Genomic DNA, 22,987 nt, shown 5'->3' with positions numbered 1-22,987 from the left:
ATCCATCACGGAGTGAAAGCCTGCCCGCGAAGGCGCGCTGGAAACCTCATACGCGTGCACAGAAATGCAGGGTTCAGGCCGCATTCCGGCGCCGGTCGGCAATGCGAATGCCGATGTCGGCATGGCGCTGGAACGTGATGGTTTGGCTGTGTCCGCGTTCCTGGGTCCGCATTTCCTCGCGGCGATCCGGACCCAGGTAATCGCGGGTCTCGAAATAGATGACCGGCCTGTCCATATGCGTGGTCAGCCGCTTGCGGAAATAGGGGGGAGAGAATGGCATGGCGATCACGTCGTCAAAACCAAGGGTCACGCAGGCGCGGATAACCTCGCGCGAGGCGGTGTTGCAGAAATAAATCAGGGGCGCGTAACGGATGCCGGCATGCCTGCTCTGGCGGATCTGGCGCACAAGTTTGCCCATCCGCGAAATATCGGCGACAGGCGCGAAAAGAAAAAAGCAACTGGGCACGGATTTGAGGGCGGTTTCAACCGCGCTGAGGCGTGTAAAAGGTTCTATTCTTGCAAACTCGGCGCAATTTGCCGCGTCGACAAGCGCTGGCGCAGGGCCATTGCTGGCGCCGACGACAAAGGCATTTGAAAACATAATATTTTGCGTCCTTAGGGCAGAATATTGCCGCCCGTCCCTTAACCCGCAGCGCCGTAAAAGTCGAGACTGCCAACTTCAAATTGGTTACCGGTTCGGCTTCTCGCCCCGAAATAAACCGGTATGCTGCAATAACAGCCGGGCAATGGAATCGACAGTGCGCCGAACGGCAGAATTATGCCGCTCGTCATGGTGTGAAACCAGCCATTGTTCGGTTGTCAGGTCCTCGATAATGCCGGTAACCCGCACTAGCCGCGGGTCGCTGTCGCCAACAAAGCACGGCAGAACCGTTAACCCGGCCCCCGCCGCCACCAGTTCCAGAATACTGTGCGGGTCATTGCCACGCACCCCTATCCGGTCACCATATCGCGCCTGCATCCAGCGTGCCGAGGGCGTGGTGGCAGCGCCCGAAAGCCCGACAAACAATCCAGCTTTCAGCCCATGGGTGAGGGTGTGCCCGGAATAAAGAGCGTAAGCGACGTGTCCCACCTGCCGCCCGGCCAGCCATTGCTCGGTGGGCCGCGCATTGCGTAACCCGATATCGGCCTGGCGATGGCCGATATCGATCTTCTCGTTCGCGGTGACCAGTTCGATACGATAGGGACTGTCCGGCGACCAGAGGGCGGTAATATTCCGGGCCAGAAACCCCGATGTCCAATTGCCGGCCGACACCAGAACCAGCCGTGTTCCCTGATTTTCGGCCCGCCATTGATCGACGCCCACCATGGCCGCTTCGACATGCTTGGCGTGCTCCATCAGCGCCAGGCCCGCCGGGGTTAGCCGGTAGCCGGTCTGGGAGCGGATGAACAGGGATTCCCCGATCTCGTTTTCAAGTGCCGTGATCCGTCGGCCCAGCGTGGGCGCGCTTACACCATTGATCCGTTGCGCAGCACTCAGACCGCCCATGCGGGCCACGTCCACGAACAGTTTCAGGTCATTCCAGTCCATATTGTTTCATTTTTGAAAAACAAGGTTCTGATTTCCTTCTACCGCCTGGAACTCATGGGTGCAACACTAACTCCATCAATATCAGCGCTCTGAGACGTATATGGTCCACGGCATACGGCGTGGGCTCAAAATCACGGGCGATAATTCTCTTGCGAGGTCATTGTGTATATTGAAATTGAAAAACAAATTCTGCGCCAGACAATAACGGCACCGGAAGGCACGCAAAGGCGGGGTCTTCGTGGGTTTTTCGCGACCCTGACCCGCCGCTATACAGCCTATCGCCAACGCCGGCGCGTGTTGCGGGCGACAGGGCATTTAAGCGATAGATTGCGGGCGGATATCGGCTATCCGCCCGCTGAGGATGCGGCCGGTTTCTGGACGCCCCCGGCCAATCAGGGTCTGATCGTGAGGGCAAACAGGTAAAGCGCCAGACAGCAAAAGCGGCGCTTTAGCTGTGTATGATACAAACCTTGGTCACGCCGGCATTCTTGAAGCCGAGATGACTGGCCGCCGCCCGGCTGAGATCGATGATCCGGCCCTTGATGAACGGTCCCCGGTCATTGATCGTGACGGTAATCTCGCGGCCATTGCTCTGGTTGACCACTTTCACCTTTGTACCGAAAGGCAGGGAGCGGTGCGCCGCGGTCATGGCGTCGGGATTCATCATTTGTCCCGAGGCGGTCATTGAGGTGAGAGCGTACCACGAGGCGCGTCCGCAGGCATTGCCGCCCGCCGCCATTGCGGCACCGGCGTTCAATACCAGCCCTGCACTCAGCAGCAGGGCGGTCAGTTTTCTGTTCTGCACAAAGGTTCCAGCACTTGATCGTTAGCGAAGCGCGCCGCCTAAGGAGGTAACTTGGCGGCAATGTGGCCATTGTCACAAATGCCGGATATGGGTGGCCCGCTGTGGCATTTGCGTGACATTTAACGCCCGAAACCCTTGCGTGCCGCCGGTTACACCTCAATGCTGCCGGCGGAACAGGCATGATATTTTCTCATTTTTGACCAATTGATAAAATTTTTTATCTGCGCTAGCCTCTCGTTCAGGGATTAAAGAGCGGGGGATGGAATGACCGAAGGTCTTCTCAAACAGGGTATCGCACCGGAGCGCCTTGAGCCCGGCCGCTATGCCGAAAACTTCTCTGACCTGCACCCGGCGCTTGACCGGCACGAAGCCCATGTCGAGGCGGACCGCTGTTACTTCTGCTATGACGCGCCCTGCCAGAAGGCCTGTCCCACCGAAATCGACATCCCGATGTTCATTCGCGAAATCTCGACCGGCAATCCGCTGGGCGCGGCCGAGACAATTTTCGACCAGAACATTCTGGGCGGCATGTGTGCCCGGGTCTGCCCCACCGAGACCCTTTGCGAGGAAGCCTGCGTGCGCATGGAAGCGGAAGGCAAGCCGGTCAAGATCGGCCAGCTGCAACGCTACGCCACCGATATCGCCATGGCGGAGGACAAGCAGTTTTATGCGCGCGCTGCAGAGACCGGCAAAAAGATAGCCGTTATTGGCGCCGGACCGGCCGGTCTCGCCTGCGCCCACCGGCTGGCCATGCACGGGCATGACGTCACGATGTTTGATGCGCGGCCGAAACCGGGTGGTCTCAATGAATATGGCATCGCCGCCTACAAGGCCCCCGACGGCTTTGCTCAGGAAGAGGTGGACTATATCCTCTCGATTGGCGGCATTACGGTTGAAACCGGCAAGGCGCTGGGGCGCGATTTCAATCTGGATGAGCTGACCGCAAGCCATGACGCGGTGTTTCTGGGGCTGGGACTTTCCGGCGTCAATGCATTACGCGCCGAAGGCGAGGGTGCCGACGGGGTGCGTGACGCCATCGATTTTATCGCCGAATTGCGCCAGTCTTCCGACATTGCCAAACTGCCCATCGGGCGCAAGGTCGTGGTGATTGGCGGCGGCATGACCGCCATTGACGCCGGCATCCAGGCCAAGCTTTTGGGCGCTGAAGAGGTGACGATTTGTTACCGGCGCGGCCAGGATCATATGAACGCTTCTGTCTTTGAGCAGGAACTGGCTGCCGCCAGAGGCGTCAATATCCGCCACTGGCTGGCCCCGAAACGGGTGCTGAGCGCGAATGGCAAAGTCACCGGGCTGGAGCTGGAATATACAAGTCTCAAGGATGGCAAGCTGGCCATGATGGGGGCGACCATGACCCTTGAGGCTGATCAGGTTTTCAAGGCCATCGGCCAGAGCTTTGACAATGATTTCTCCGATGTGACGCTGGAAGGCGGGCGGATCAAGGTGGATGCCGACATGCGCACCTCACATGAAAAGGTGTGGGCCGGGGGCGACTGTGTTTATGGCGGCGACGATCTGACAGTGACCGCCGCAGCCCATGGCCGCGACGCGGCCGAGGCGATCAACAAGGCGCTTTCATGAGACACGGGCAATGACAGATCATATCGCCCCCCTTCTCAGGCGCTATTCAATGCGCAACCCGCCGGATATGGCGCAAGCCGGTGTGGGAGCGCGGGTGAAATGAGCGCGGGATATTCAGGCACCCCATTGGCCCGGAAGCTCGGTTATGCCGGGGCGGTCTGGGCGGTGAACATGCCTGAAAGCGTGCGCATGGAAATTGAAAGCACGGGCGACGTCCACTGGCAGGACAGGGTGAATGGGTCGGCCGCCGCGCACTTTTTTGTGACCGAACGCCAGCGGCTCGAACAGCTGATAAGCGAGGCCCGCCAACACCTCGATGACAATGCAATGGTCTGGGTTTCATGGCCGAAAAAGGCCGCAAAGGTTGAAACCGATATTACCGAAGACGTGGTGCGCGATGTGGCGCTGCCCACCGGCTTCGTCGACATCAAAGTATGCGCAATTGATACGGTCTGGTCGGGGCTCAAGCTTATGGTCAGAAAAGAATTGCGCAACCCGAACAAAAAGATCGATTGATCCAAGGAGAACAAAATGGCTGACCTCCGTAGCAGTTTTGTGGGTATCAAATCACCGAACCCGTTCTGGTTGGCCTCGGCTCCACCAACCGACAAGGCCTATAATGTCGAGCGCGCGTTCAAGGCGGGCTGGGGCGGTGTGGTCTGGAAGACCCTTGGCGAAGAAGGTCCGCCAGTGGTCAATGTCAACGGCCCGCGCTATGGCGCGATCTATGGTGCCGACCGGCGTCTGCTTGGCCTCAACAATATCGAACTGATCACCGACCGCGATCTCTATGTGAACCTGCGCGAAATCAAGCAGGTCAAGATGAACTGGCCCGACCGCGCTGTCGTCGTCTCGCTGATGGTGCCCTGTGAGGAAGAAAGCTGGAAAGCCATTCTGCCGCTGGTCGAGGAGACCGGGGCCGACGGGATCGAACTCAATTTCGGTTGCCCCCACGGCATGAGCGAACGCGGCATGGGTGCCGCTGTCGGCCAGGTGCCTGAATATGTGGAAATGGTGGTGCGCTGGTGCAAGCAATATTCGCGCATGCCGGTGATTACCAAGCTGACGCCCAATATCGCCGATGTGCGCAAGCCCACCCGCGCCGCGAAAAACGGCGGCACCGATGCGGTTTCGCTGATCAACACCATCAACTCGATCACCTCGGTCAATCTCGACACGTTTTCTCCCGAGCCCTCGATCGACGGCAAGGGCACCCATGGCGGCTATTGCGGCCCGGCGGTTAAACCCATCGCCCTTAATATGGTCGCCGAAATTGCGCGCGATCCGGCAACCGCCGGATTGCCGATTTCAGGCATTGGCGGCATCACCACCTGGCGCGACGCGGCGGAATTTCTCGCCTTGGGCGCGGGCAATGTGCAGGTCTGCACCGCCGCCATGACCTATGGCTTCAAGGTGGTCGAGGAAATGATTTCAGGCCTCTCCAACTGGATGGATGAAAAGGGTCACACCAGCCTTGATGATGTGATTGGCCGGGCGACACCCAATGTCACCGACTGGCAATATCTCAACCTCAATTACATCTCCAAGGCGCGGATCGATCAGGACCTCTGCATCAAATGCGGCCGCTGCTATATCGCGTGCGAAGACACCTCGCATCAGGCCATCGCCAATACGATTGATGGCAAGCGCGGCTTTGAGGTCAAGGATGACGAATGCGTCGCCTGTAATCTTTGCATCGATGTCTGTCCGGTCGAGAATTGCATCACCATGGAAGAGCTCAGCCCCGGCATGATGGATGAACGCACCGGCAAGCCGGTTGAAGCCGATTACGCCAACTGGACGACCCACCCCAATAATCCCGGCCGGGTGACGGAACCGGCGGAATAGAAGCCGCCCGGCCGTAAGGGGGCGTTACCGTCATGCGTACCCTTTGTGTTTTGTCGGTGACAAAGCCGGCGCCTGCTTCACACCCGGTGCGCGATCCCCTAGTAAGAAGGGCACAAAAGCTGGGGGGACATCGTGGCACAAGCAGAACTGTTCATTACTATCGGACGGGTGGTCTTCGGACTGTTCTTCGTCATCGCCGGAATACGCAATTTTGCCAATTTTGGCGCGCGCACCACCGCGCTGACAAATTACGGCTTCCCCTTGCACCGGCTATTGCTGGTGGCAGGTTTCGGCGTGCAGCTCGTCGCGGGGCTGGCACTTGTTTTCGGGCTGTTCACCACATGGGCCGCCATCGCGCTGATTGTGTTTCTGGTACTGGCCACCGCGTTCTATCACAACCTCTTCCGGTTCGAGGGCGACGCGCAAGCGCCTCATCTTTACGCAACATTGGTCAACATAACCCTTGCCGCAGGTCTCCTGCAGGTGATCGGCACCGCCTGAGTGCCGAACCGGCCAGAACCCCTTAAGTGAGGTGATCTGATCCCATGGCGCGCGCGCACCACACAACCCATGCACAAGGGGCAGAAAAGCTCAAAGGCCATCTGGCCATGGTGTTTTTCGCCGCCTTCATTGCCGGGTCTTTCTCGCTGGGCAAACTGACCACCCCCTATATTGGTCCCGCAGCGCTTAATGGCGCGCGTTTCGTGCTCGCCGCGCTGATCATGGGCGTGCTGGCCTTTGGCGTGCGCCGGGAGACGCTGAAATGGCCACCCGCATCCTGGCGCTTTGTCTTGCTGGGCTTTTGCATGGCCGTTTATTTCGTCACCATGTTCATGGCCCTCGCCCTGACCTCGCCGGTATCGACAAGCGCCGTGTTCACCCTGACACCGATCATGACCGCGATATTTGCCTATTTCCTGCTGAGCCAGAATGTGCGCTGGGCAGCGATGGTCAGTCTGCTGTGCGCGGGCATCGGCTCGATATGGGTTATTTTCAGGGGCGATTATCAGGCGCTTGCCGGTTTTGAAATCGGCGTCGGTGAGCTGATCTTTCTTGCAGGCTGCGCCTGCTATGCCCTGTTCACGGCTCTCTTGCGCAAATTCAATCGTGGCGAAAGCCTGCCGGTTTCAACCTTTTATATTCTCATCGCCACCACGATCTGGGTCGGCCTTTACGGCTTTGGCGAAATCAGCCGTACCGATTGGGCGTCCCTGCCGCCGCTGGTCTGGTTCGTCCTGCTTTATCTGGCCATTTTCACCACGGCGATCACCCTGTTCCTCGTGCAATATGCCTCAATGCGGCTGCCGGCCTCAAAAGTGCAGGCCTATGGCTATCTAGTGCCAGCCTTTGTGATTGCCTATGAGGGCCTGGCCGGGCATGGCTGGGTCAGCCTGACGGTGATGGCGGGCGCAATTGTGACGGTGCTGGGCATGGTTATTCTGGCGCTGGTGCCCGACAAATAGCTATTTCTGTTTGGGTTTCAGCCCATGCATGAATAGCTGCTCGAGAAAGCGTGCCGCATCCTCGAAACGGCCTTCGCCGCCCCGGTTCTTGCCAAGCACCGCCCTGACCTGCACATCGAAATCGGCATAATGCTGGGTGGTCGCCCAGATGGCGAAGATCAGGTGATAAGGGTCAGCCTGCACCAGCTTGCCCTCATCCATCCAGCGCTGGATAATGCCCGCCTTCTCATCAACCAGTATTTTCAGCCGGTCTTCCAAAAGGTCAACGATACGCGGTGCGCCCTGCAGCAATTCATTGGCGAACAACCGGCTTTCGCGCGGAAAGTCGCGCGCCATTTCCAGCTTGCGCCGGATATAGGAACGGATTTCAGGGATGGGATCGCCGTCCGCGTCCATTTCCTCGAGCGGCGCCAGCCATGTGTCCAGCAGCTGCTCGATCAGCGCTTTGTGGATGTCTTCCTTGCGGCCAAAATAATACAAAAGATTGGGCTTGGACATGCCCGCCGCCTCGGCAATCTGGTCGATCGTTGCCCCGCGAAAGCCATGGGTGGAGAAAACCTCGAGCGCCGCTTCCAGGATGATTTCCTGCTTTTCGCGCTGGATCCGCGTCAGCGGGCGGGCGGTAACTCTCTGGTCCATTTGTGCTCTTCCTCGCCTCTTTATGACAATGTAGTAATTTTCACCTTGATCGCCACCACAGGAATGCTAACATTTTTCCAATTGGTCAAAAATTGTTAGCATAGTTTTTCGCGAGCAACAGCTATGCCAGTATTTATCGGGATTTTTGCCACAGGCGTGATTTAGGGGAATAAACAAAGTGTCGGATAAAGGGAATGTGGCGCCGAACGATTTGAGCGCATTCTGGATGCCGTTTACGGCAAATCGGCAGTTCAAGAAAGCACCGCGCATGTTCGTGGGTGCAAAGGACATGTATTATACCACCTCTGATGGCAAGCAGGTCCTCGATGGCACGGCGGGCCTCTGGTGCGTCAATGCCGGGCACTGCCGGCCCAAAATCACCGAAGCCATTCAGAAACAGGCCGCCGAACTCGATTACGCGCCGGCGTTCCAGATGGGCCACCCCAAGGCGTTTGAACTGGCCAACCGGCTGGTCGATATCGCGCCCAAGGGCATGGACAATGTGCTGTTCACCAATTCAGGCTCTGAATCGGTCGAGACCGCGCTGAAGGTCGCGCTCGCCTATCACCGGGTCAAGGGCGATGGCGCCCGCTCGCGGTTGATCGGGCGTGAGCGCGGCTATCACGGCGTCAATTTTGGCGGCATCTCAGTCGGGGGTATTGTCACCAACCGCAAGATGTTCGGCACCCTTTTGACCGGTGTCGACCACATGCCCCATACCCATGATATTGCCCGCAATGCCTTCACCAAGGGCGAGCCCGAGCATGGCGCCAATCTGGCCGACGAGCTGGAACGGATTGTCACCCTGCACGATGCCTCGACCATTGCCGCTGTCATTGTCGAGCCGGTTGCCGGTTCCACCGGCGTTTTGATTCCGCCCAAGGGCTATTTGCAGCGCCTGCGCAATATTTGCGACAAGCATGGCATCTTGCTGATTTTTGACGAGGTCATTACCGGCTTTGGCCGTGTCGGCACCCCGTTTGCCGCCGATTATTTCGGCGTGACCCCCGATATCATGGTCACCGCCAAAGGCCTGACCAATGGTGTCATCCCCATGGGCGCGGTCTTTGTGAAAGGTGAAATTCACGACGCCTTCATGCAAGGCCCCGAGCACATGATTGAGTTCTTCCACGGCTATACCTATTCGGGCAATCCGATTGCCTCTGCCGCCGGGCTTGCCACACTCGAGACTTATCGCGAGGAAGGGCTGCTGACCCGCGGGGCGGAGCTCGGCGATTACTGGGCCGAGGCCTTGCATTCGCTGAAAGATGCGCCCCATGTCATCGATATCCGCAATATCGGCCTGATTGGTGCCATCGAACTGGAGCCGATCAAGGGGGAGCCGACCAAGCGGGCCTTCTCCGCATTCCTTAAGGCCTATGATGACGGTTTGCTGATCCGCACCACGGGCGATATCATTGCCCTCAGCCCGCCCCTGATCATTGAAAAGCAGCATATCGACGAAATCGTCGGGAAACTGCGCAGCGTTTTGAATGAGATCGACTGATGAACGTCATCGAAAATGCCGTTAACGGCCAACGCTATATCTCCAAATCCACCCGGCGCGGGGCGGTTTTTAACCCCGCGACCGGCGAGCAGACGGCAGAACTGCCGCTCTCGACTATTGATGAACTGAACGCAGCGGTCGCCGCCGCCAAGGCCGCACAACCGGCCTGGGGCGACACGCCCCCGGCCAAGCGCGCCCGGGTGATGTTCCGGTTTCTGGAATTGCTCAACCAGAATGCGGATGCCATCGCCAACGCGATTTCCGCCGAACATGGCAAGACCCATGAAGATGCCCTGGGCGAATTGGCGCGCGGCATTGAAGTGGTCGAATTTTCCTGCGGTATTCCGCATTTGTTGAAGGGCGAATATTCGCGCAATGTCGGCCCGGCGATTGATACCTATGCCGACCGCCAGCCCTTGGGCGTTGTGGCGGGCATTACCCCGTTCAATTTCCCGGCCATGGTGCCGATGTGGATGTACCCAATGGCCATTGCCTGCGGCAATGCCTTCATCCTCAAACCCTCCGAGCGCGACCCGTCGGCGGCGATGATCGCCTTTGACCTGTTCAAACAGGCCGGTCTGCCCGACGGCATTTTCAACATCGTGCATGGCGACAAGGAAGCGGTCGATACGATCCTCGATCATCCGGATATCAAGGCGGTCAGCTTTGTGGGGTCCACCCCGATTGCCGAATATGTCTATCAGCGCGGGACCAAGGCGGGCAAACGCGTACAGGCGCTGGGCGGCGCGAAAAACCACATGATCGTCATGCCAGATGCCGATATGGATCAGGCGGCGAACGCGCTGATGGGCGCGGGGTACGGTTCGGCCGGTGAACGCTGCATGGCGATTTCCGTCGCCGTGCCCGTGGGGGACGAAACCGCAGACCGTCTGGTCGCGGCGCTCAAGCCCAAGGTGGAAGCGCTCAAGATCGGTCCGGCGTCTGATGCCAGCGCCGAGATGGGCCCGCTGATCACCCAACAGGCGCAGGAGCGTGTGCTCGGTTATATTGATGCGGGCGAAAAGGCCGGGGCCAGTCTGGTGGTTGATGGCCGCGGCTTCAAATTGCAGGGCTATGAAAACGGCTATTTTGTCGGCGGCACCCTGTTTGACCATGTGACCCCGGACATGTCGATCTATCGCGACGAGATTTTCGGCCCGGTGCTTTCGGTGGTGCGCACCCAGAATTTCGATGAAGCGGTCGAACTGATCCATGGCCATGAATATGGCAATGGCACCGCCATCTTTACCCGTGACGGCGACACCGCCCGCGCCTTTGCCGACAAGATTGAAGTGGGCATGGTGGGTATCAATGTGCCGATCCCCGTCCCGGTCGCCTATCATTCCTTTGGCGGCTGGAAGCGCTCACTGTTTGGCGATCATTCCATCTATGGCCCCGAAGGGGTGCATTTCTACACGCGGCTGAAAACCGTCACGGCCCGCTGGCCGAGCGGTGTCAAGGAAGGCGCTGTTTTCACCTTCCCCGCCTGATCACGACGAAACGAAAGGACGTAAAACCCATGTCAGCCCCCGGAAAAAACCTCAGGATCAACGCAGATCGCCTCTGGGATGCGCTCATGGAGATGGCCAAGATCGGGCCAGGTGTCGCCGGCGGCAATAACCGCCAGACCCTGACCGACGCCGATGGGGAAGGCCGCAAGCTGTTCCAGAAATGGTGCGAAGATGCCGGCATGACAATGGGCGTCGACAAGATGGGCACAATGTTTGCGAAAAGGGAGGGGTCCGATCCGGATGCCCTCCCTGTTTATGTGGGGTCCCATCTCGATACCCAGCCGACGGGGGGTAAATATGACGGGGTTTTGGGTGTGCTGGGCGCGCTGGAACTGGTGCGCTCCCTCAACGATCTCGACATCAAGACCAAGCACCCGATTGTGGTGACCAACTGGACCAATGAAGAGGGCACCCGTTTCGCCCCCGCCATGCTGGCCTCCGGCGTTTTTGCCGGCATGCATGAACTCGATTGGGCCTATGACCGGGAAGATGCCAAGGGCATCAAATTCGGCGATGAGCTAAAGCGCATCGGCTGGCAGGGCGACGAAGAGGTCGGTGCCCGCAAGATGCATGCGTTTTTTGAGCTGCATATCGAGCAGGGTCCGATTTTGGAGGCTGAAGGCAAGGATATTGGCGTCGTCACCCATGGTCAGGGTCTGCGCTGGATCGAATGCACCATTACCGGCAAGGAAAGCCATACCGGCTCCACCCCCATGCCCATGCGCAAGAATGCCGGGCGCGGGCTGGCGCAGGTGACCGAGCTGGTGCACGAGATTGCCATGAAATACCAGCCGACGGCGGTGGGCGCGATCGGGCATATCGATGTCTATCCCAATTCACGCAATGTCATTCCCGGCAAGGTTGTGTTCACGGTCGATTTCCGCTCGCCAATTCTCGATTCGCTGACGGCAATGGAGCAAGAACTCTACGACCGCGCGCCCGGCGTTTGCGAAGCGCTGGGGCTGACATTCAAGCACACGATTTCCGGCCAGTTCGATCCCCCCGAATTCGACAAGAATTGTGTCTCAGCCGTGCGCAATGCCGCTGAACGGCTGGGCTATTCCCATATGGATATCGTCTCGGGAGCTGGCCATGACGCCTGCTGGATCAACCGCGTGGCCCCCACGGCGATGGTGATGTGCCCCTGCGTTGACGGGCTGTCCCATCACGAAGCCGAAGAGATCACCAAGGAATGGGCCGCCGCCGGCGCCGACGTGCTGCTGCATGCGGTGCTGGAGACAGCGGAGATTGTTGAGTGACTTTTACAATAATTGTCGCCTTCACTCTTGTTGCAGCCCTGCTGGTGATATCGCCGGGGCCAAACGGCGTCCTCATTGCCAAGACAGTGCCGACTTCGGGCCGGTCCAGCGGCTTTGCAAATGTTCTGGGCTTTATGTCGGCGTTTTATCTCCACGGCCTTTTTGTAATTTTTGGTCTGTCGATCCTGATCATGCGGTCTGCTGAATTGTTCACCGCGGTCAAATGGGTGGGGGCCGCGTATCTTTGCTGGATCGGAATCAAGGCGTTGCGGGAAGCCCTGGGCAAGCAACAACCGGCGCATCACGACGTACCGTCTCGCCGCCCGCGCAGGTTTGCCAAAGCCTATTTGGAGGGGTTTTTGACCAATGCGCTCAACCCCAAGGTCTCCATGTTCTATCTCGCTGCATTCCCTCAGTTTCTGCCCGCGAGCGCCATGAACGCCACCAACGTGCTGACGCTTGTGTTCATCCATTCAGTGCTCAACCTCGTCTGGTTCGGGAGCATGGTGCTGGTGCTGGACCGGGTCACCATGTTTGCCAGGTCAGGGACCGCGCATCGCTGGCTCAAGGGCATAACAGGCATCGTCTTTCTCGGTTTTGGCGCCAAGCTTGCGTCTGTTCACAATTAGCATCTGGAGATTATCGCCATGAGCAAAGTCATCAAGAACGGCACGATCGTCACCGCCGACCTGACCTATAAGGGCGATGTAAAAATCGAGGGCGGCACGATAGTTGAGATTGGGCCCAACCTCAGTGGCGATGAGGTGCTCGATGCGACCGGCTGTTATGTGATGCCGGGCGGGATCGATCCGCATGTGCATCTCGAAATGCCGTTCATGGGCACCTATTCGACCGATGATTTTGAAAGCGGCACCCGCGCGGCTTTGGCGGGGGGCACGACCATGGTGGTGGATTTCTGCCTGCCATCCCCCGGCCAGTCGCTGCTTGAAGCGCTCTCCATGTGGGACAATAAATCCACCCGCGCCAATTGCGATTATTCCTTCCACATGGCGATTACCTGGTGGAGCGAGCAGGTTTTCAACGAGATGGAAACCGTGGTGCGCGAGCGCGGCATCAATACCTTCAAGCATTTCATGGCCTATAAGGGCGCGCTGATGGTCAATGATGACGAGATGTATGCCTCGTTCCAGCGCTGCGCCGAACTCGGGGCCATGCCGCTGGTCCATGCCGAAAACGGCGATATCGTTGCCGACATGTCGGCCCGGCTTTTGGCCGAGGGCAATAACGGCCCCGAGGCCCATGCCTATTCCCGCCCGCCGCAAGTGGAAGGCGAGGCCACCAACCGGGCGATCATGATTGCCGATATGGCCGGGGTGCCCCTTTATGTGGTGCACACCTCCTGCGAGCAGAGCCACGAAGCCATCCGCCGCGCCCGGCAGAACGGCATGCGGGTTTATGGCGAACCGCTGATCCAGCATTTAACCCTCGATGAAAGCGAATATTTCGACAAGGACTGGGACCACGCCGCCCGCCGGGTGATGTCGCCGCCTTTCCGCAACAAGCAACATCAGGATTCGCTCTGGGCCGGGCTGCAATCGGGGTCGTTACAGGTTGTGGCCACCGATCATTGCGCCTTCACCACCGAGCAGAAGCGCTATGGCGTTGGCGATTTCACCAAGATCCCCAATGGCACCGGCGGGTTGGAAGACCGCATGCCGATGCTGTGGACCTATGGGGTGAATACCGGCCGGCTGACCATGAACGAATTCGTCGCCGTGACCTCGACCAATATCGCCAAGATCTTGAACACCTATCCCAAAAAGGGTGCGGTGCTGGTGGGGGCCGATGCCGATCTCGTTGTCTGGGACCCGGAACGCGAAAAGACGATTTCGGCGAAATCACAGCAATCGGCGATCGATTACAATGTGTTTGAGGGCAAGCATGTCAAAGGCCTGCCGCGCTTCACCCTGACCCGCGGCCATGTGGCGGTGGAAGAGGGCACGATGAAAACCGAGGAAGGGCATGGCAAATTCATCAAGCGCGAACCGTTCCAGGCCGTCAACAAGGCGCTGTCCACCTGGAAGGAAATCACCGCGCCCCGCAAAGTCGAACGCACCGGCATTCCGGCGTCGGGGGTCTAGGATTTGAACACGTCTCCTACGGCTGTCGTCTCCGCCAAGGGCCTCGGCCTGACCTTTCCCACCAATGACGGGCCGGTTGAGGCACTGCATAATGTCGATCTGACCGTCAAACCCGGCGAATTCGTTTCCTTCATTGGTCCCTCCGGCTGCGGCAAGACGACGTTCTTGCGGGTCATTGCCGATCTGGAACAGCCGACCGAAGGCACGATCCTGGTCAATGGCACCACGCCAAAAAAGGCGCGGCAGGACCGGGCCTATGGCTATGTGTTTCAGGCCTCGGCACTCTATCCCTGGCGGACGATCGAGAAAAATGTCGGCCTGCCGCTTGAGATCATGGGCTATACCAAAGCGGAACAAAAGGCGCGGATTGCCCGGACACTGGAACTGGTCAATCTCGCCGGGTTTGAACAGAAATACCCCTGGCAACTCTCCGGCGGCATGCAGCAGCGCGCCTCCATTGCCCGCGCGCTGGCCTTTGATGCCGACCTGTTGCTGATGGATGAGCCGTTTGGCGCGCTCGATGAAATCGTCCGCGATCACCTCAACGAACAATTGCTCAAACTCTGGGCCGAAACGAAAAAGACCATCTGTTTCGTCACCCATTCCATTCCCGAGGCAGTGTACCTGTCGACAAAGATCGTCGTCATGTCGCCGCGCCCCGGTCGGGTGACCGATGTGATTGAAAGCACATTGCCCGCCGAGCGCCCCCTCGATATCCGCGAGACGCCCGAATTCCTCGCCATCGCCCACAGGGTCCGCGAGGGCCTTCGGGCCGGACACAGCTACGAGGAGCAATGAGCATGATGCGGCAGCTGATTGAGGGTAAAACGCTTCCCGTCCTTCTCGTCTCAGCGGCGCTCATCGTCATCTGGTATTTTGCCGCCATCGGCATGAACTGGCAGCGCCAGATCGATACCTATAACCGCACCGATGTGGTGGGCTGGAGCACGAGCGAATTGCTCAATGATGTGCTCAACCAGAAAAAACCATTGCTGCCGACCCCGCATCAGGTCGCTGGCGAATTCTGGAACACCACGATGGGGCAGGCCATCACCTCCAAGCGCAGCCTTGTCTATCATGGCTGGATCACCCTCTCGGCCACCCTTTTGGGCTTTGTCTTTGGCACATTGTTCGGCATAGGTCTGGCCGTGTTCATCATCCATAGCGCGACCATGGACCGCTCGCTGATGCCCTGGATCATTGCCAGCCAGACTGTGCCTATTCTCGCGATTGCACCCATGGTGGTGGTGGTGCTCAACGCGGTTGGCGTATCCGGGCTGATCCCCAAGGCGCTGATCTCGACCTATCTCAGTTTCTTCCCCGTCGTTGTCGGCATGGTCAAGGGTCTGCGCAGTCCCGAGGGTATTCAGCTCGATCTGATGCATACCTATAGCGCCTCTAAATTCCAGACATTCTGGAAACTGCGCTGGCCCACGGCGCTGCCCTATCTGTTCACTTCCATGAAGGTCGGCGTCGCCGCCAGCCTTGTTGGGGCCATTGTTGCGGAACTCCCCGCCGGTGGCGGATCGGGTCTTGGCGCGCGGCTTTTGGCCGGGTCCTATTACGGGCAGACGGTACAAATCTGGTCGGCTCTTGTGACTGCTGCGCTGCTGGCCGGTGCCCTGATCTTTTGTGTCTCCGCCGTTGAGCGCTTGACCCATCTCAGCATGGGAGCGCGAACATGACGCGGCTTCAAAAAGCGCTGGCGCTTGGCGCAGGCCTGCTTTGTTTGCTGGCGCTCGTGCTGCCCTATGGCCTTGTTGGTGAGGCCCAGAGCGGCATTCTAAATTTTCCCGCAGTGTTGGTGTTTCTGATTTTGGGTGTGGTGAGCCTTGCCCGCTTCCGTGTGGCCTTCAACTATGTGATCGATGGCCTGCTGGCTGTGGCCGGCGCTGTGGTCTTGATGGTCTCGCTTGCCGTGATCGATCTGGCAGCCCCCGGTTTCTGGTGCACACTGGTCGGCACTTGGTTGTTCGGCTGGCTATTCGCCGAACGCCTGTCGACGGGGATTGCGAGAGGCACCACGCTGGCCCAGACGGGGGTTCTGATCCCCGCCATGTTCGGCGCGGCCATTCTGGTGGTCTGGGAAGGGGTGACGCGGGGTGGCGGTGTGCCGACCATTCTTCTGCCCGCGCCCTCGGGCATCTGGGACCAGTTGATCAATAGCGTGCCCGTTCTCGCCGCCGATTTTTATCAGACCTTCATCAAGGCAGTGCTGATTGGCTATGCCATGGGCTGTGCAGCAGGGTTTGCCGTCGCCATTGCCATTGACCGCTCCCCCTTTCTCAAGCGCGGGCTGTTGCCGCTGGGTAATTTCGTCTCGGCCTTGCCCCTGATCGGCATCGCCCCGATCATGGTGATGTGGTTCGGCTTTGACTGGCAGTCAAAGGCGGCGGTGGTTGTGGTGATGACCTTCTTTCCCATGCTGGTGAATACGATTTCCGGCCTTAACGCTTCGGGCGAGATGGAGCGCGATTTGATGCGCACCTATGCCTCGAGCTATTGGCAGACACTGGCCAAGCTGCGCCTGCCGGCGGCGGCCCCTTTCATTTTCAATGCCCTGAAAATCAATTCCACCCTCGCCCTGATCGGGGCCATCGTGGCCGAATTTTTCGGGACACCCATCGTTGGCATGGGCTTTCGCATCTCCTCCGAGATCGGCAAGCTGAATGTCGAGATGGTCTGGGCAGAAATCGCCATCGCGGCACTGGCGGGCTCTGCATTTTACGGTGTGATGGCATTGCTCGAACGCGCCGTCACATTCTGGCATCCGTCCGTCCGCAGTGGGCGGGCTTAACAGGGAAAAGGGAAACGCTAATGAAAAAAATAATTTTGGTAGGCCTGATGGCCAGTGCCATGGCGCTGTCGACCTCTGCCGGCATGGCAGCGGACGCAGTGACCCTGCAGCTCAAATGGGTCGCTCAGGCGCAATTCGCCGGTTATTTTGTCGCCAAGGACAAAGGCTTTTATGAAGAAGAAGGCATCGACATCACCATCAAGAACGGCGGGCCCGACGTGGCGCCGGAACAGGTGATTGCCGGTGGCGGTGCTGATGTGATCGTCGACTGGATGGCCGGCGCACTGGCCGCGCGGGACAAGGGTGTGGGGCTCGTCAATATCGCCCAGCCATTCAAGAAATCCGGCCTGTTGCTGATCTGTCCCAAGGATGGCCCGGTACAGACCGTGGCGGATTTCCCCGGCCACACACTCGGCGTCTGGTTCTTTGGCAATGAATATCCCTTCTATGCCTGGATGAACAAGGAAGGCATTCCAACAGATGGCGGCGATGCCGGCGTCAATGTGCTCAAGCAGAGCTTTGATGTTGAGCCCTTGATTCAAGGCCAGGCCGATTGCATTTCGGTCATGACCTATAATGAACTGGGCCAGGCGATCGATGCCGGGTTCACCACCGACAAGCTGACCATCTTCAACTACACCGAAATGGGCAATGACCTGCTCGAAGACGGTCTTTATGCAATGGAAGAAGATCTCGCGGATCCCGCCTTTGCCGAAACCATGGTCCGCTTCGTCAAAGCCTCGCAAAAGGGCTGGAAATATGCGGTGGAGAATCCCGATGAAGCCGCACAGATCGTTATCGATAATGACGAATCCGGCGCCCAGACCCTTGAGCATCAGCAATATATGATGAGCGAAGTGGCCAAACTGGTCGATCCGGACGACTTTGCGCTCAATATTGATGCCTATAACCGTACCGAGAAGGCATTGCTCGATCAAAAGATCATCGAGAACCAGCCGGAAGGCGCCTATACGCTGGAGATCACCGACAAAGCCGGCATGTAATCCGCTTTTTTTGAGTGTGACTAGAGAGGCGGGGCCATGGCCCCGCCTTTTGCATGGCGACACCTGCCAGACGTCGGAAAACATGCATAAAATTTAGGCGATGGTGGCCATGGTTGGATATTTGTTGACAAATTAAGCAAAAAATCGCCCTTGAGCGCGTAAAAATAACATTTCATTAAACAGATTTGCCCAGCTTACCGCCTGAAAAACAACAAGAACGGCGGCGGTCCTTTGGACAGATTATTCCGGCACTTCCCTTTGGTCCTTGCACCCATGGTGTCAGCGCTCGGGACATTACCTGTTGCCGCTGCCGAAGCTGTGACCCCCGCAGAAATGATCGCCGACCAGGCCGTCCGGCTCGATATGGTCTGGATGCTGGTCGCCGCCGCCCTGGTCATGATGATGCAGATCGGCTTCATGCTTTTGGAAGCGGGCATGGTGCGGTCCAAGAATACCATCAATGTGGCCCAGAAAAACCTGCTGGATTTCATGTTTTCAGTACTGGTCTTCGGGGCGTTCGGTTTCATGTTCGCCTTTGGCACCGGCACACTGGCGCTGCCGGTGGGCATGGACGCGAACCTGTTCCTGCTCACCGGGCTTGATCCCTGGACGGCAGGCTTTTTCGTGTTTCAGGTCATGTTCTGCGGCACCGCGGCGACCATTGTCTCCGGGGCTGTTGCCGAACGCATGAAACTCCCCGCCTATGTGCTGGGGTCGGTCATCATGGCCGGGTTCATTTATCCGGTTTTCGCCCATTGGGCCTGGGGCTCGGCACTGGGGCCAAGCCAGGGCGCGTTTCTGGGCAATATGGGCTTTGTCGATTTTGCCGGCTCCACCGTCGTCCACGCCACCGGCGCATGGGTGGCGCTGGCCGCCTGTCTGATTCTGGGCCCGCGCTTTGGCCGTTTCACTGCCGATGGCAAGCCGGTGCGCATTGCGGGCCACAGCCCTGTGCTGGCGACTGCCGGGGCGCTGCTTTTGTTCTTTGGCTGGATAGGCTTCAACGGCGGATCGACGGTCGCTGCAACCCCCGATATCGCTCATATCATTCTCAACACCGTCATGGCCGGTGCGGCGGGCGGTGCTGCCGGATACCTGCTGGGCTGGGCCCAGGACAAGGTGATCCTGCCCGAAAAGGCCGTCTCGGGCATGCTGGGGGGACTGGTCGCGGTCACTGCCGGTTGCATGGTGCTCGACAGTGCGGGAGCCGTGCTTGTGGGGATCGCTGGCGGCATGGCCGCCGTGCTCGGCAACAAATTGCTCGAAGAGCGCTTTCAGATTGATGATGCGGTGGGCGCCATTGGTGTTCACGGTTTTGCCGGGGCGACCGGCACCCTCCTGCTCGCCTTGCTGGCCCCTGCCGCCAACCTGCCTCTTGGCAACCGGCTTGAGCAATTGGGTGTGCAGGTGCTTGGCATCGGGATCAATTTTGCCTGGACCTTTGTGCTCGGGCTGGCCCTGTTTTTTGTGCTCGACCGGGTGATGAAGGTGCGGGTGACCGCACAGGCCGAAGGCCGGGGCCTCAACGAGGCCGAACACGCCACCCGGATTGGCATTGGCCATGTCGAGGAAGCGCTGGGCGCGCTGGTGCACGGCACAGCCGATTTTGATACCCGTTTGCGCATCGAGCCGGGCGATGAGGCCGAACAGCTCACCCGCATGCTCAATGCGCTGATGGACAATATGCAAAAGGAAGAGGCGCTGCGCTCCAAGGCCACCGATCTGCGCCGTTCCGATGAGGAGGCCGAACGTCTGGCCGCTCTGACTGACGCGACGTTTGAAGCGCTGTGCATTTCAGTGGAAGGCAAGATCATTGATGGCAATGCCGCCTTTGAAACCCTGATCGGTCTGCCCATGGCCGAACTCGCCGACCGGGAACTGTTCGACCTGATCGCGCCCGACGACCGCGCGCCCATGGCTGAGCGGCTGGCCGATGGCTTGCCCGAGCCGCACGAAATTCACATTCTCAATGCCCATGGCGAACGCATTCCCGTCGAAATGCGCGGGCGCGACATCATCTATCGCGGTGCCCGCACACGGGTCAGTGCCATTTTCGATTTGCGCGACCGCAAGAAGGCAGAGGACCAGATCCGTTTTCTCGCCCAGCATGACCCGCTGACAAACCTGCCCAACCGGGCCTTGTTCAACGAAAACCTCAACGAGATGATCCGCGTAACCATCGCCACGGGCACGCCCTCGGCGGTGCTGCTGGTCGATCTCGATCACTTCAAGGATATTAATGACCTGCATGGCCACCCGGCAGGTGACGAGGTGATCAAGGTGACAGCGGAACGCCTGCGCCAGGTGGTGCGGGCCGGGGATATGGTCGCCCGCCTTGGCGGCGATGAATATGCCGTGTTGCAGGGGCGTGTGGAATTCGCCAATCAGGCTGAAGACCTGGCCCACCGGATCGTCACCGAACTCTCGCGCCCGATCACCGTGGCGCGCGACACAAAGATTCGCATTGGCGCCAGCGTGGGCGTTGCCATTTGTCCGCGCGATGGCCTGCAGGGGGACCAGCTGATCACCCGCGCCGATACCGCCCTTTATCACGCCAAGAACAGCGGCCGGAACCAGTATGCCCTGTTTGAACCGGGCATGGATGCCGAATTGCGCCGCCGCCAATTGCTCGACGCGGACCTGATGCCGGCGCTTGAAGGCGATCAGTTCCGGCTTTATTTCCAGCCCCGGCTTGATCTGGCGACGGCCTCGATTGATTGCTATGAGGCATTGATCCGCTGGCAGCACCCTGAAAACGGTCTGATCAATCCGGCCGATTTTATTCCCGTGGCCGAACATTCCGGCAAGATCGTGCCGATCGGCACCTGGGTATTGCGCGAGGCCTGCCGCCTGGCGGTCGCCCATCTCGGTTCTGCCACCGTCAGCGTCAATGTCAGCCCGGTACAGTTCCGCGACAAGCAGTTTGTCGAAACAATTGCCATGGCGCTCAAGGACAGTGGTCTGGAAGCCGAACGGCTGGAAATCGAGATCACCGAAAGCGTGCTGATTGATGATGACAAACGCGCCATTGCCCTGCTCAAACACCTCAAAAAGCTCGGCATCCGTATTGCGCTTGATGATTTCGGCACCGGCTATTCCTCGCTGGGCTATCTCAGCCGTTTTCCGTTCGACACCATCAAGATCGACCGCTCCTTTTTGCAAAACGCCCGCACGGATGGCGATGCGCTGGCCATTATCGATACCATCATCCGGCTGGGCCGGGCGCTGGAGATGAATATCGTTGCTGAAGGCGTTGAATATATCGATGAGGTTTCAATGCTGGCCGAGCGCGGTTGCCGGGAAATCCAGGGCTTCATTCTGGGGCGGCCTGTCCCGGTGGCTGAATTGCTGGAACTGCCCTCCGCGGAAATCACCGCAGCGCTTGAAGGGACCAAATCCCCGGTGGCGGATATCTCAAAGCTCAAGCAAGCGGCCCAAAAGCTCAAGACCCGCTCCATGGCCTCAAACCGCAACCTCAGGCGTCGCCGGGCCAATTAGCCGCAAGGCTTTTATAGCGGCCTATTGATACCGGGCCGCTTATGCCGCAAAGGTGTGCGCTTTATCCCTGACACGAGCAACAAAGCCGCCACCATGACAGCGCAAGCCGCACTCCAGCTTCTTGAAATTGCCGATATGGGCGCGCGCGGTGAGGGCATTGCCCTTGTCGATGACAAGCCGGTTTTCATTGCCGGTACCCTGAAGGGTGAAAGCGTGCGCGCGCTGATTGAGGGCAATCGCGGCCGGCTGGAGGCGGTGGTTTCCGCCTCGCCCGAACGGGTCGAACCTGGATGTAAACATTTCGGCTCCTGCGGCGGGTGCCAGTTGCAGCACTGGGACCGGCAAGGCTATCGCCAATGGAAACGGCAATTGCTGGTCACAGCGCTTGAGCGCGCCGGAATTGCAGCCGATGTCGCCCCGCTCATTGATGCGGAAGGGGCAGGCCGTCGCCGCGCCACGCTGCATGGCCGGCGCGAAGGGGCAGGGTTTAACGGCTTGCGTTCCCATGAGGTGCATGATCTCGACCAGTGTCCGGTTCTCGTGCCCGAATTGGCCGAGGCGGCGGATATCACCCGCGCCTGCTACCGGGCGCTTGGTGATTGCGATGTCTCCCTGACGGCAACCGATACCGGCATTGACGTGGCGATCCGCGCCAAGGCGCGGGGTGCCTACAAACCCCTGACCAATATCGCCATGCGCTACAAACTGGCCCGTCTGGCTTTGAATGGTGAAGACATCATCATCAATCGCCCCCCTGAGGTCAGAATGGGCACCGCAATGGTGCGCCTGCCCGCCGGGAGTTTCCTGCAGGCAACGGCCGCGGCCGAAGAAATTATCGGGGCCGAGATTGTCACAGCCTGCAAGGGCGCAAAGCGGGTCGCTGACCTGTTTTGTGGCGTGGGCCCGTTTGCCTTGCGCCTGGCCGCTACTGCCAAGACCTTTGCCGTCGACAGTGACCGCCAGGCCGTGGCTGCCTGTGACGCGGCCTTGCGCGGCACGCCGGGCCTCAAGATCATGGGCACCGAAACCCGCGACCTGATGCGCGATCCGCTGGTGCCGATGGAGTTGAAACCGTTTGATGCGGTTGTGCTCGACCCGCCCCGGGCTGGCGCCGAGGCACAGGCCCGCGAACTGGCCCAGTCAAAGGTCAAGCTGGTGGTCATGGTCTCCTGCGACCCGGTGAGCTTTGCCCGCGATGCCGCCATCCTGATCGCCGGCGGCTTTCGGCTGGAAAAAGTAACCCCGATCGACCAGTTCATCTGGTCCGCCCATCTCGAAACCGTCGCGGTTTTCCGGCGGTAACCCGCGCGCAATGACGGCGGAGATTTGGGTGCCAAACACCACCCTCATCCTGAGCCTGTAAAAGGATGGGCTGCACCCACTGGGTAAAAACCCTCGTGGTTCGA

20 protein-coding genes are annotated in these 22,987 nt (G+C 59.2%); 16 read left to right on the top strand and 4 right to left on the bottom strand.

Translation table 11 applies throughout. The features are described from left to right. Positions 1-73 precede the first annotated feature (73 nt). The 3 genes from L1P08_RS10635 to L1P08_RS10625 all read right to left on the bottom strand — a co-directional run bounded on the left by L1P08_RS10635 (position 74) and on the right by L1P08_RS10625 (position 2,288). On the bottom strand, positions 74-601 hold the full coding sequence (locus L1P08_RS10635) for a response regulator (protein WP_303616993.1): 528 nt from the start codon (positions 599-601) through the stop codon (positions 74-76). Positions 602-688: 87 nt separating this feature from the next. After that, positions 689-1,549: a LysR family transcriptional regulator gene (locus L1P08_RS10630; RefSeq protein WP_303616992.1), complete on the bottom strand. Its 861-nt coding sequence runs from the start codon at positions 1,547-1,549 to the stop codon at positions 689-691. Between the two features lie 448 nt (positions 1,550-1,997). Further along, positions 1,998-2,288 carry a septal ring lytic transglycosylase RlpA family protein gene (locus tag L1P08_RS10625; RefSeq protein ID WP_303619546.1) on the bottom strand — a complete coding sequence of 97 codons (291 nt, stop codon included), beginning with the start codon at positions 2,286-2,288 and terminating at the stop codon, positions 1,998-2,000. 330 nt (positions 2,289-2,618) lie between these two features. Here L1P08_RS10625 and L1P08_RS10620 point away from each other — a divergent pair, with 330 nt between their 5' ends. The 5 genes from L1P08_RS10620 (at position 2,619) to L1P08_RS10600 (ending at position 7,264) form a co-directional block, all read left to right on the top strand. Further along, on the top strand, positions 2,619-3,953 hold the full coding sequence (locus tag L1P08_RS10620) for an NAD(P)-dependent oxidoreductase (RefSeq protein WP_303616991.1): 1,335 nt from the start codon (positions 2,619-2,621) through the stop codon (positions 3,951-3,953). Positions 3,954-4,052: 99 nt separating this feature from the next. After that, entirely contained in the window at positions 4,053-4,469 is a 417-nt protein-coding gene (locus L1P08_RS10615) for a hypothetical protein (RefSeq protein ID WP_303616990.1), read from the top strand. A 15-nt stretch (positions 4,470-4,484) separates the two neighbouring features. Next, positions 4,485-5,801 (top strand): NAD-dependent dihydropyrimidine dehydrogenase subunit PreA, encoded by a 1,317-nt coding sequence (preA, locus tag L1P08_RS10610; RefSeq protein WP_303616989.1) that lies wholly within the window; start codon positions 4,485-4,487, stop codon positions 5,799-5,801. Positions 5,802-5,933: 132 nt separating this feature from the next. Next, positions 5,934-6,302, top strand: a complete 369-nt coding sequence (locus L1P08_RS10605) for a DoxX family protein (RefSeq protein ID WP_303616988.1) — start codon at positions 5,934-5,936, stop codon at positions 6,300-6,302. Positions 6,303-6,346: 44 nt separating this feature from the next. Next, the gene (locus tag L1P08_RS10600; protein ID WP_303616987.1) at positions 6,347-7,264 is read left to right on the top strand and encodes a DMT family transporter; all 918 of its coding nucleotides are present in this window, start codon (positions 6,347-6,349) and stop codon (positions 7,262-7,264) included. Here L1P08_RS10600 and L1P08_RS10595 read toward each other — a convergent pair whose 3' ends face one another. Further along, the gene (locus tag L1P08_RS10595) at positions 7,265-7,903 is read right to left on the bottom strand and encodes a TetR family transcriptional regulator C-terminal domain-containing protein (RefSeq protein WP_303616986.1); all 639 of its coding nucleotides are present in this window, start codon (positions 7,901-7,903) and stop codon (positions 7,265-7,267) included. Between the two features lie 226 nt (positions 7,904-8,129). Between L1P08_RS10595 and aptA the strand changes: the two genes are divergently transcribed. The 11 genes from aptA to L1P08_RS10540 all read left to right on the top strand — a co-directional run bounded on the left by aptA (position 8,130) and on the right by L1P08_RS10540 (position 22,883). Beyond that, entirely contained in the window at positions 8,130-9,410 is a 1,281-nt protein-coding gene (gene aptA, locus L1P08_RS10590; RefSeq protein ID WP_438268459.1) for an omega-aminotransferase AptA, read from the top strand. Beyond that, positions 9,410-10,900 (top strand): CoA-acylating methylmalonate-semialdehyde dehydrogenase, encoded by a 1,491-nt coding sequence (locus L1P08_RS10585; RefSeq protein ID WP_303616984.1) that lies wholly within the window; start codon positions 9,410-9,412, stop codon positions 10,898-10,900. Before aptA ends, L1P08_RS10585 begins: the two co-directional genes overlap by 1 nt. A gap of 29 nt (positions 10,901-10,929) precedes the next feature. Continuing rightward, entirely contained in the window at positions 10,930-12,180 is a 1,251-nt protein-coding gene (locus L1P08_RS10580) for a Zn-dependent hydrolase (protein ID WP_303616983.1), read from the top strand. Next, entirely contained in the window at positions 12,177-12,809 is a 633-nt protein-coding gene (locus L1P08_RS10575) for a LysE family translocator (RefSeq protein ID WP_303616982.1), read from the top strand. The genes L1P08_RS10580 and L1P08_RS10575 overlap by 4 nt, the downstream gene beginning before the upstream one ends. An 18-nt stretch (positions 12,810-12,827) precedes the next feature. After that, the gene (gene hydA / locus L1P08_RS10570) at positions 12,828-14,282 is read left to right on the top strand and encodes a dihydropyrimidinase (protein ID WP_303616981.1); all 1,455 of its coding nucleotides are present in this window, start codon (positions 12,828-12,830) and stop codon (positions 14,280-14,282) included. A gap of 3 nt (positions 14,283-14,285) precedes the next feature. Beyond that, positions 14,286-15,080: an ABC transporter ATP-binding protein gene (locus L1P08_RS10565; RefSeq protein WP_303616980.1), complete on the top strand. Its 795-nt coding sequence runs from the start codon at positions 14,286-14,288 to the stop codon at positions 15,078-15,080. A 5-nt stretch (positions 15,081-15,085) separates the two neighbouring features. After that, positions 15,086-15,967: an ABC transporter permease gene (locus L1P08_RS10560; RefSeq protein WP_303619545.1), complete on the top strand. Its 882-nt coding sequence runs from the start codon at positions 15,086-15,088 to the stop codon at positions 15,965-15,967. 269 nt (positions 15,968-16,236) lie between these two features. Beyond that, complete coding sequence (locus L1P08_RS10555) at positions 16,237-17,079, top strand: ABC transporter permease (protein ID WP_438268458.1); 843 nt, start codon at positions 16,237-16,239, stop codon at positions 17,077-17,079. A gap of 20 nt (positions 17,080-17,099) precedes the next feature. Then, complete coding sequence (locus L1P08_RS10550; protein ID WP_303616978.1) at positions 17,100-18,083, top strand: ABC transporter substrate-binding protein; 984 nt, start codon at positions 17,100-17,102, stop codon at positions 18,081-18,083. A gap of 273 nt (positions 18,084-18,356) precedes the next feature. Beyond that, positions 18,357-21,581, top strand: a complete 3,225-nt coding sequence (amt, locus tag L1P08_RS10545; protein ID WP_303616977.1) for an ammonium transporter — start codon at positions 18,357-18,359, stop codon at positions 21,579-21,581. A gap of 93 nt (positions 21,582-21,674) precedes the next feature. Continuing rightward, a complete protein-coding gene (locus tag L1P08_RS10540; protein ID WP_303616976.1) occupies positions 21,675-22,883 on the top strand; it encodes a class I SAM-dependent RNA methyltransferase in 1,209 nt (402 codons plus the stop codon). Positions 22,884-22,987 lie beyond the last annotated feature (104 nt).

Origin of the sequence: Mariluticola halotolerans (assembly GCF_021611515.1) — a bacterium.
Classification (GTDB): domain Bacteria; phylum Pseudomonadota; class Alphaproteobacteria; order Rhizobiales; family Devosiaceae; genus Mariluticola; species Mariluticola halotolerans.
Note: the sequence above shows the minus strand (reverse complement) of the source record. Positions and strands in the feature narration are given on the sequence as shown.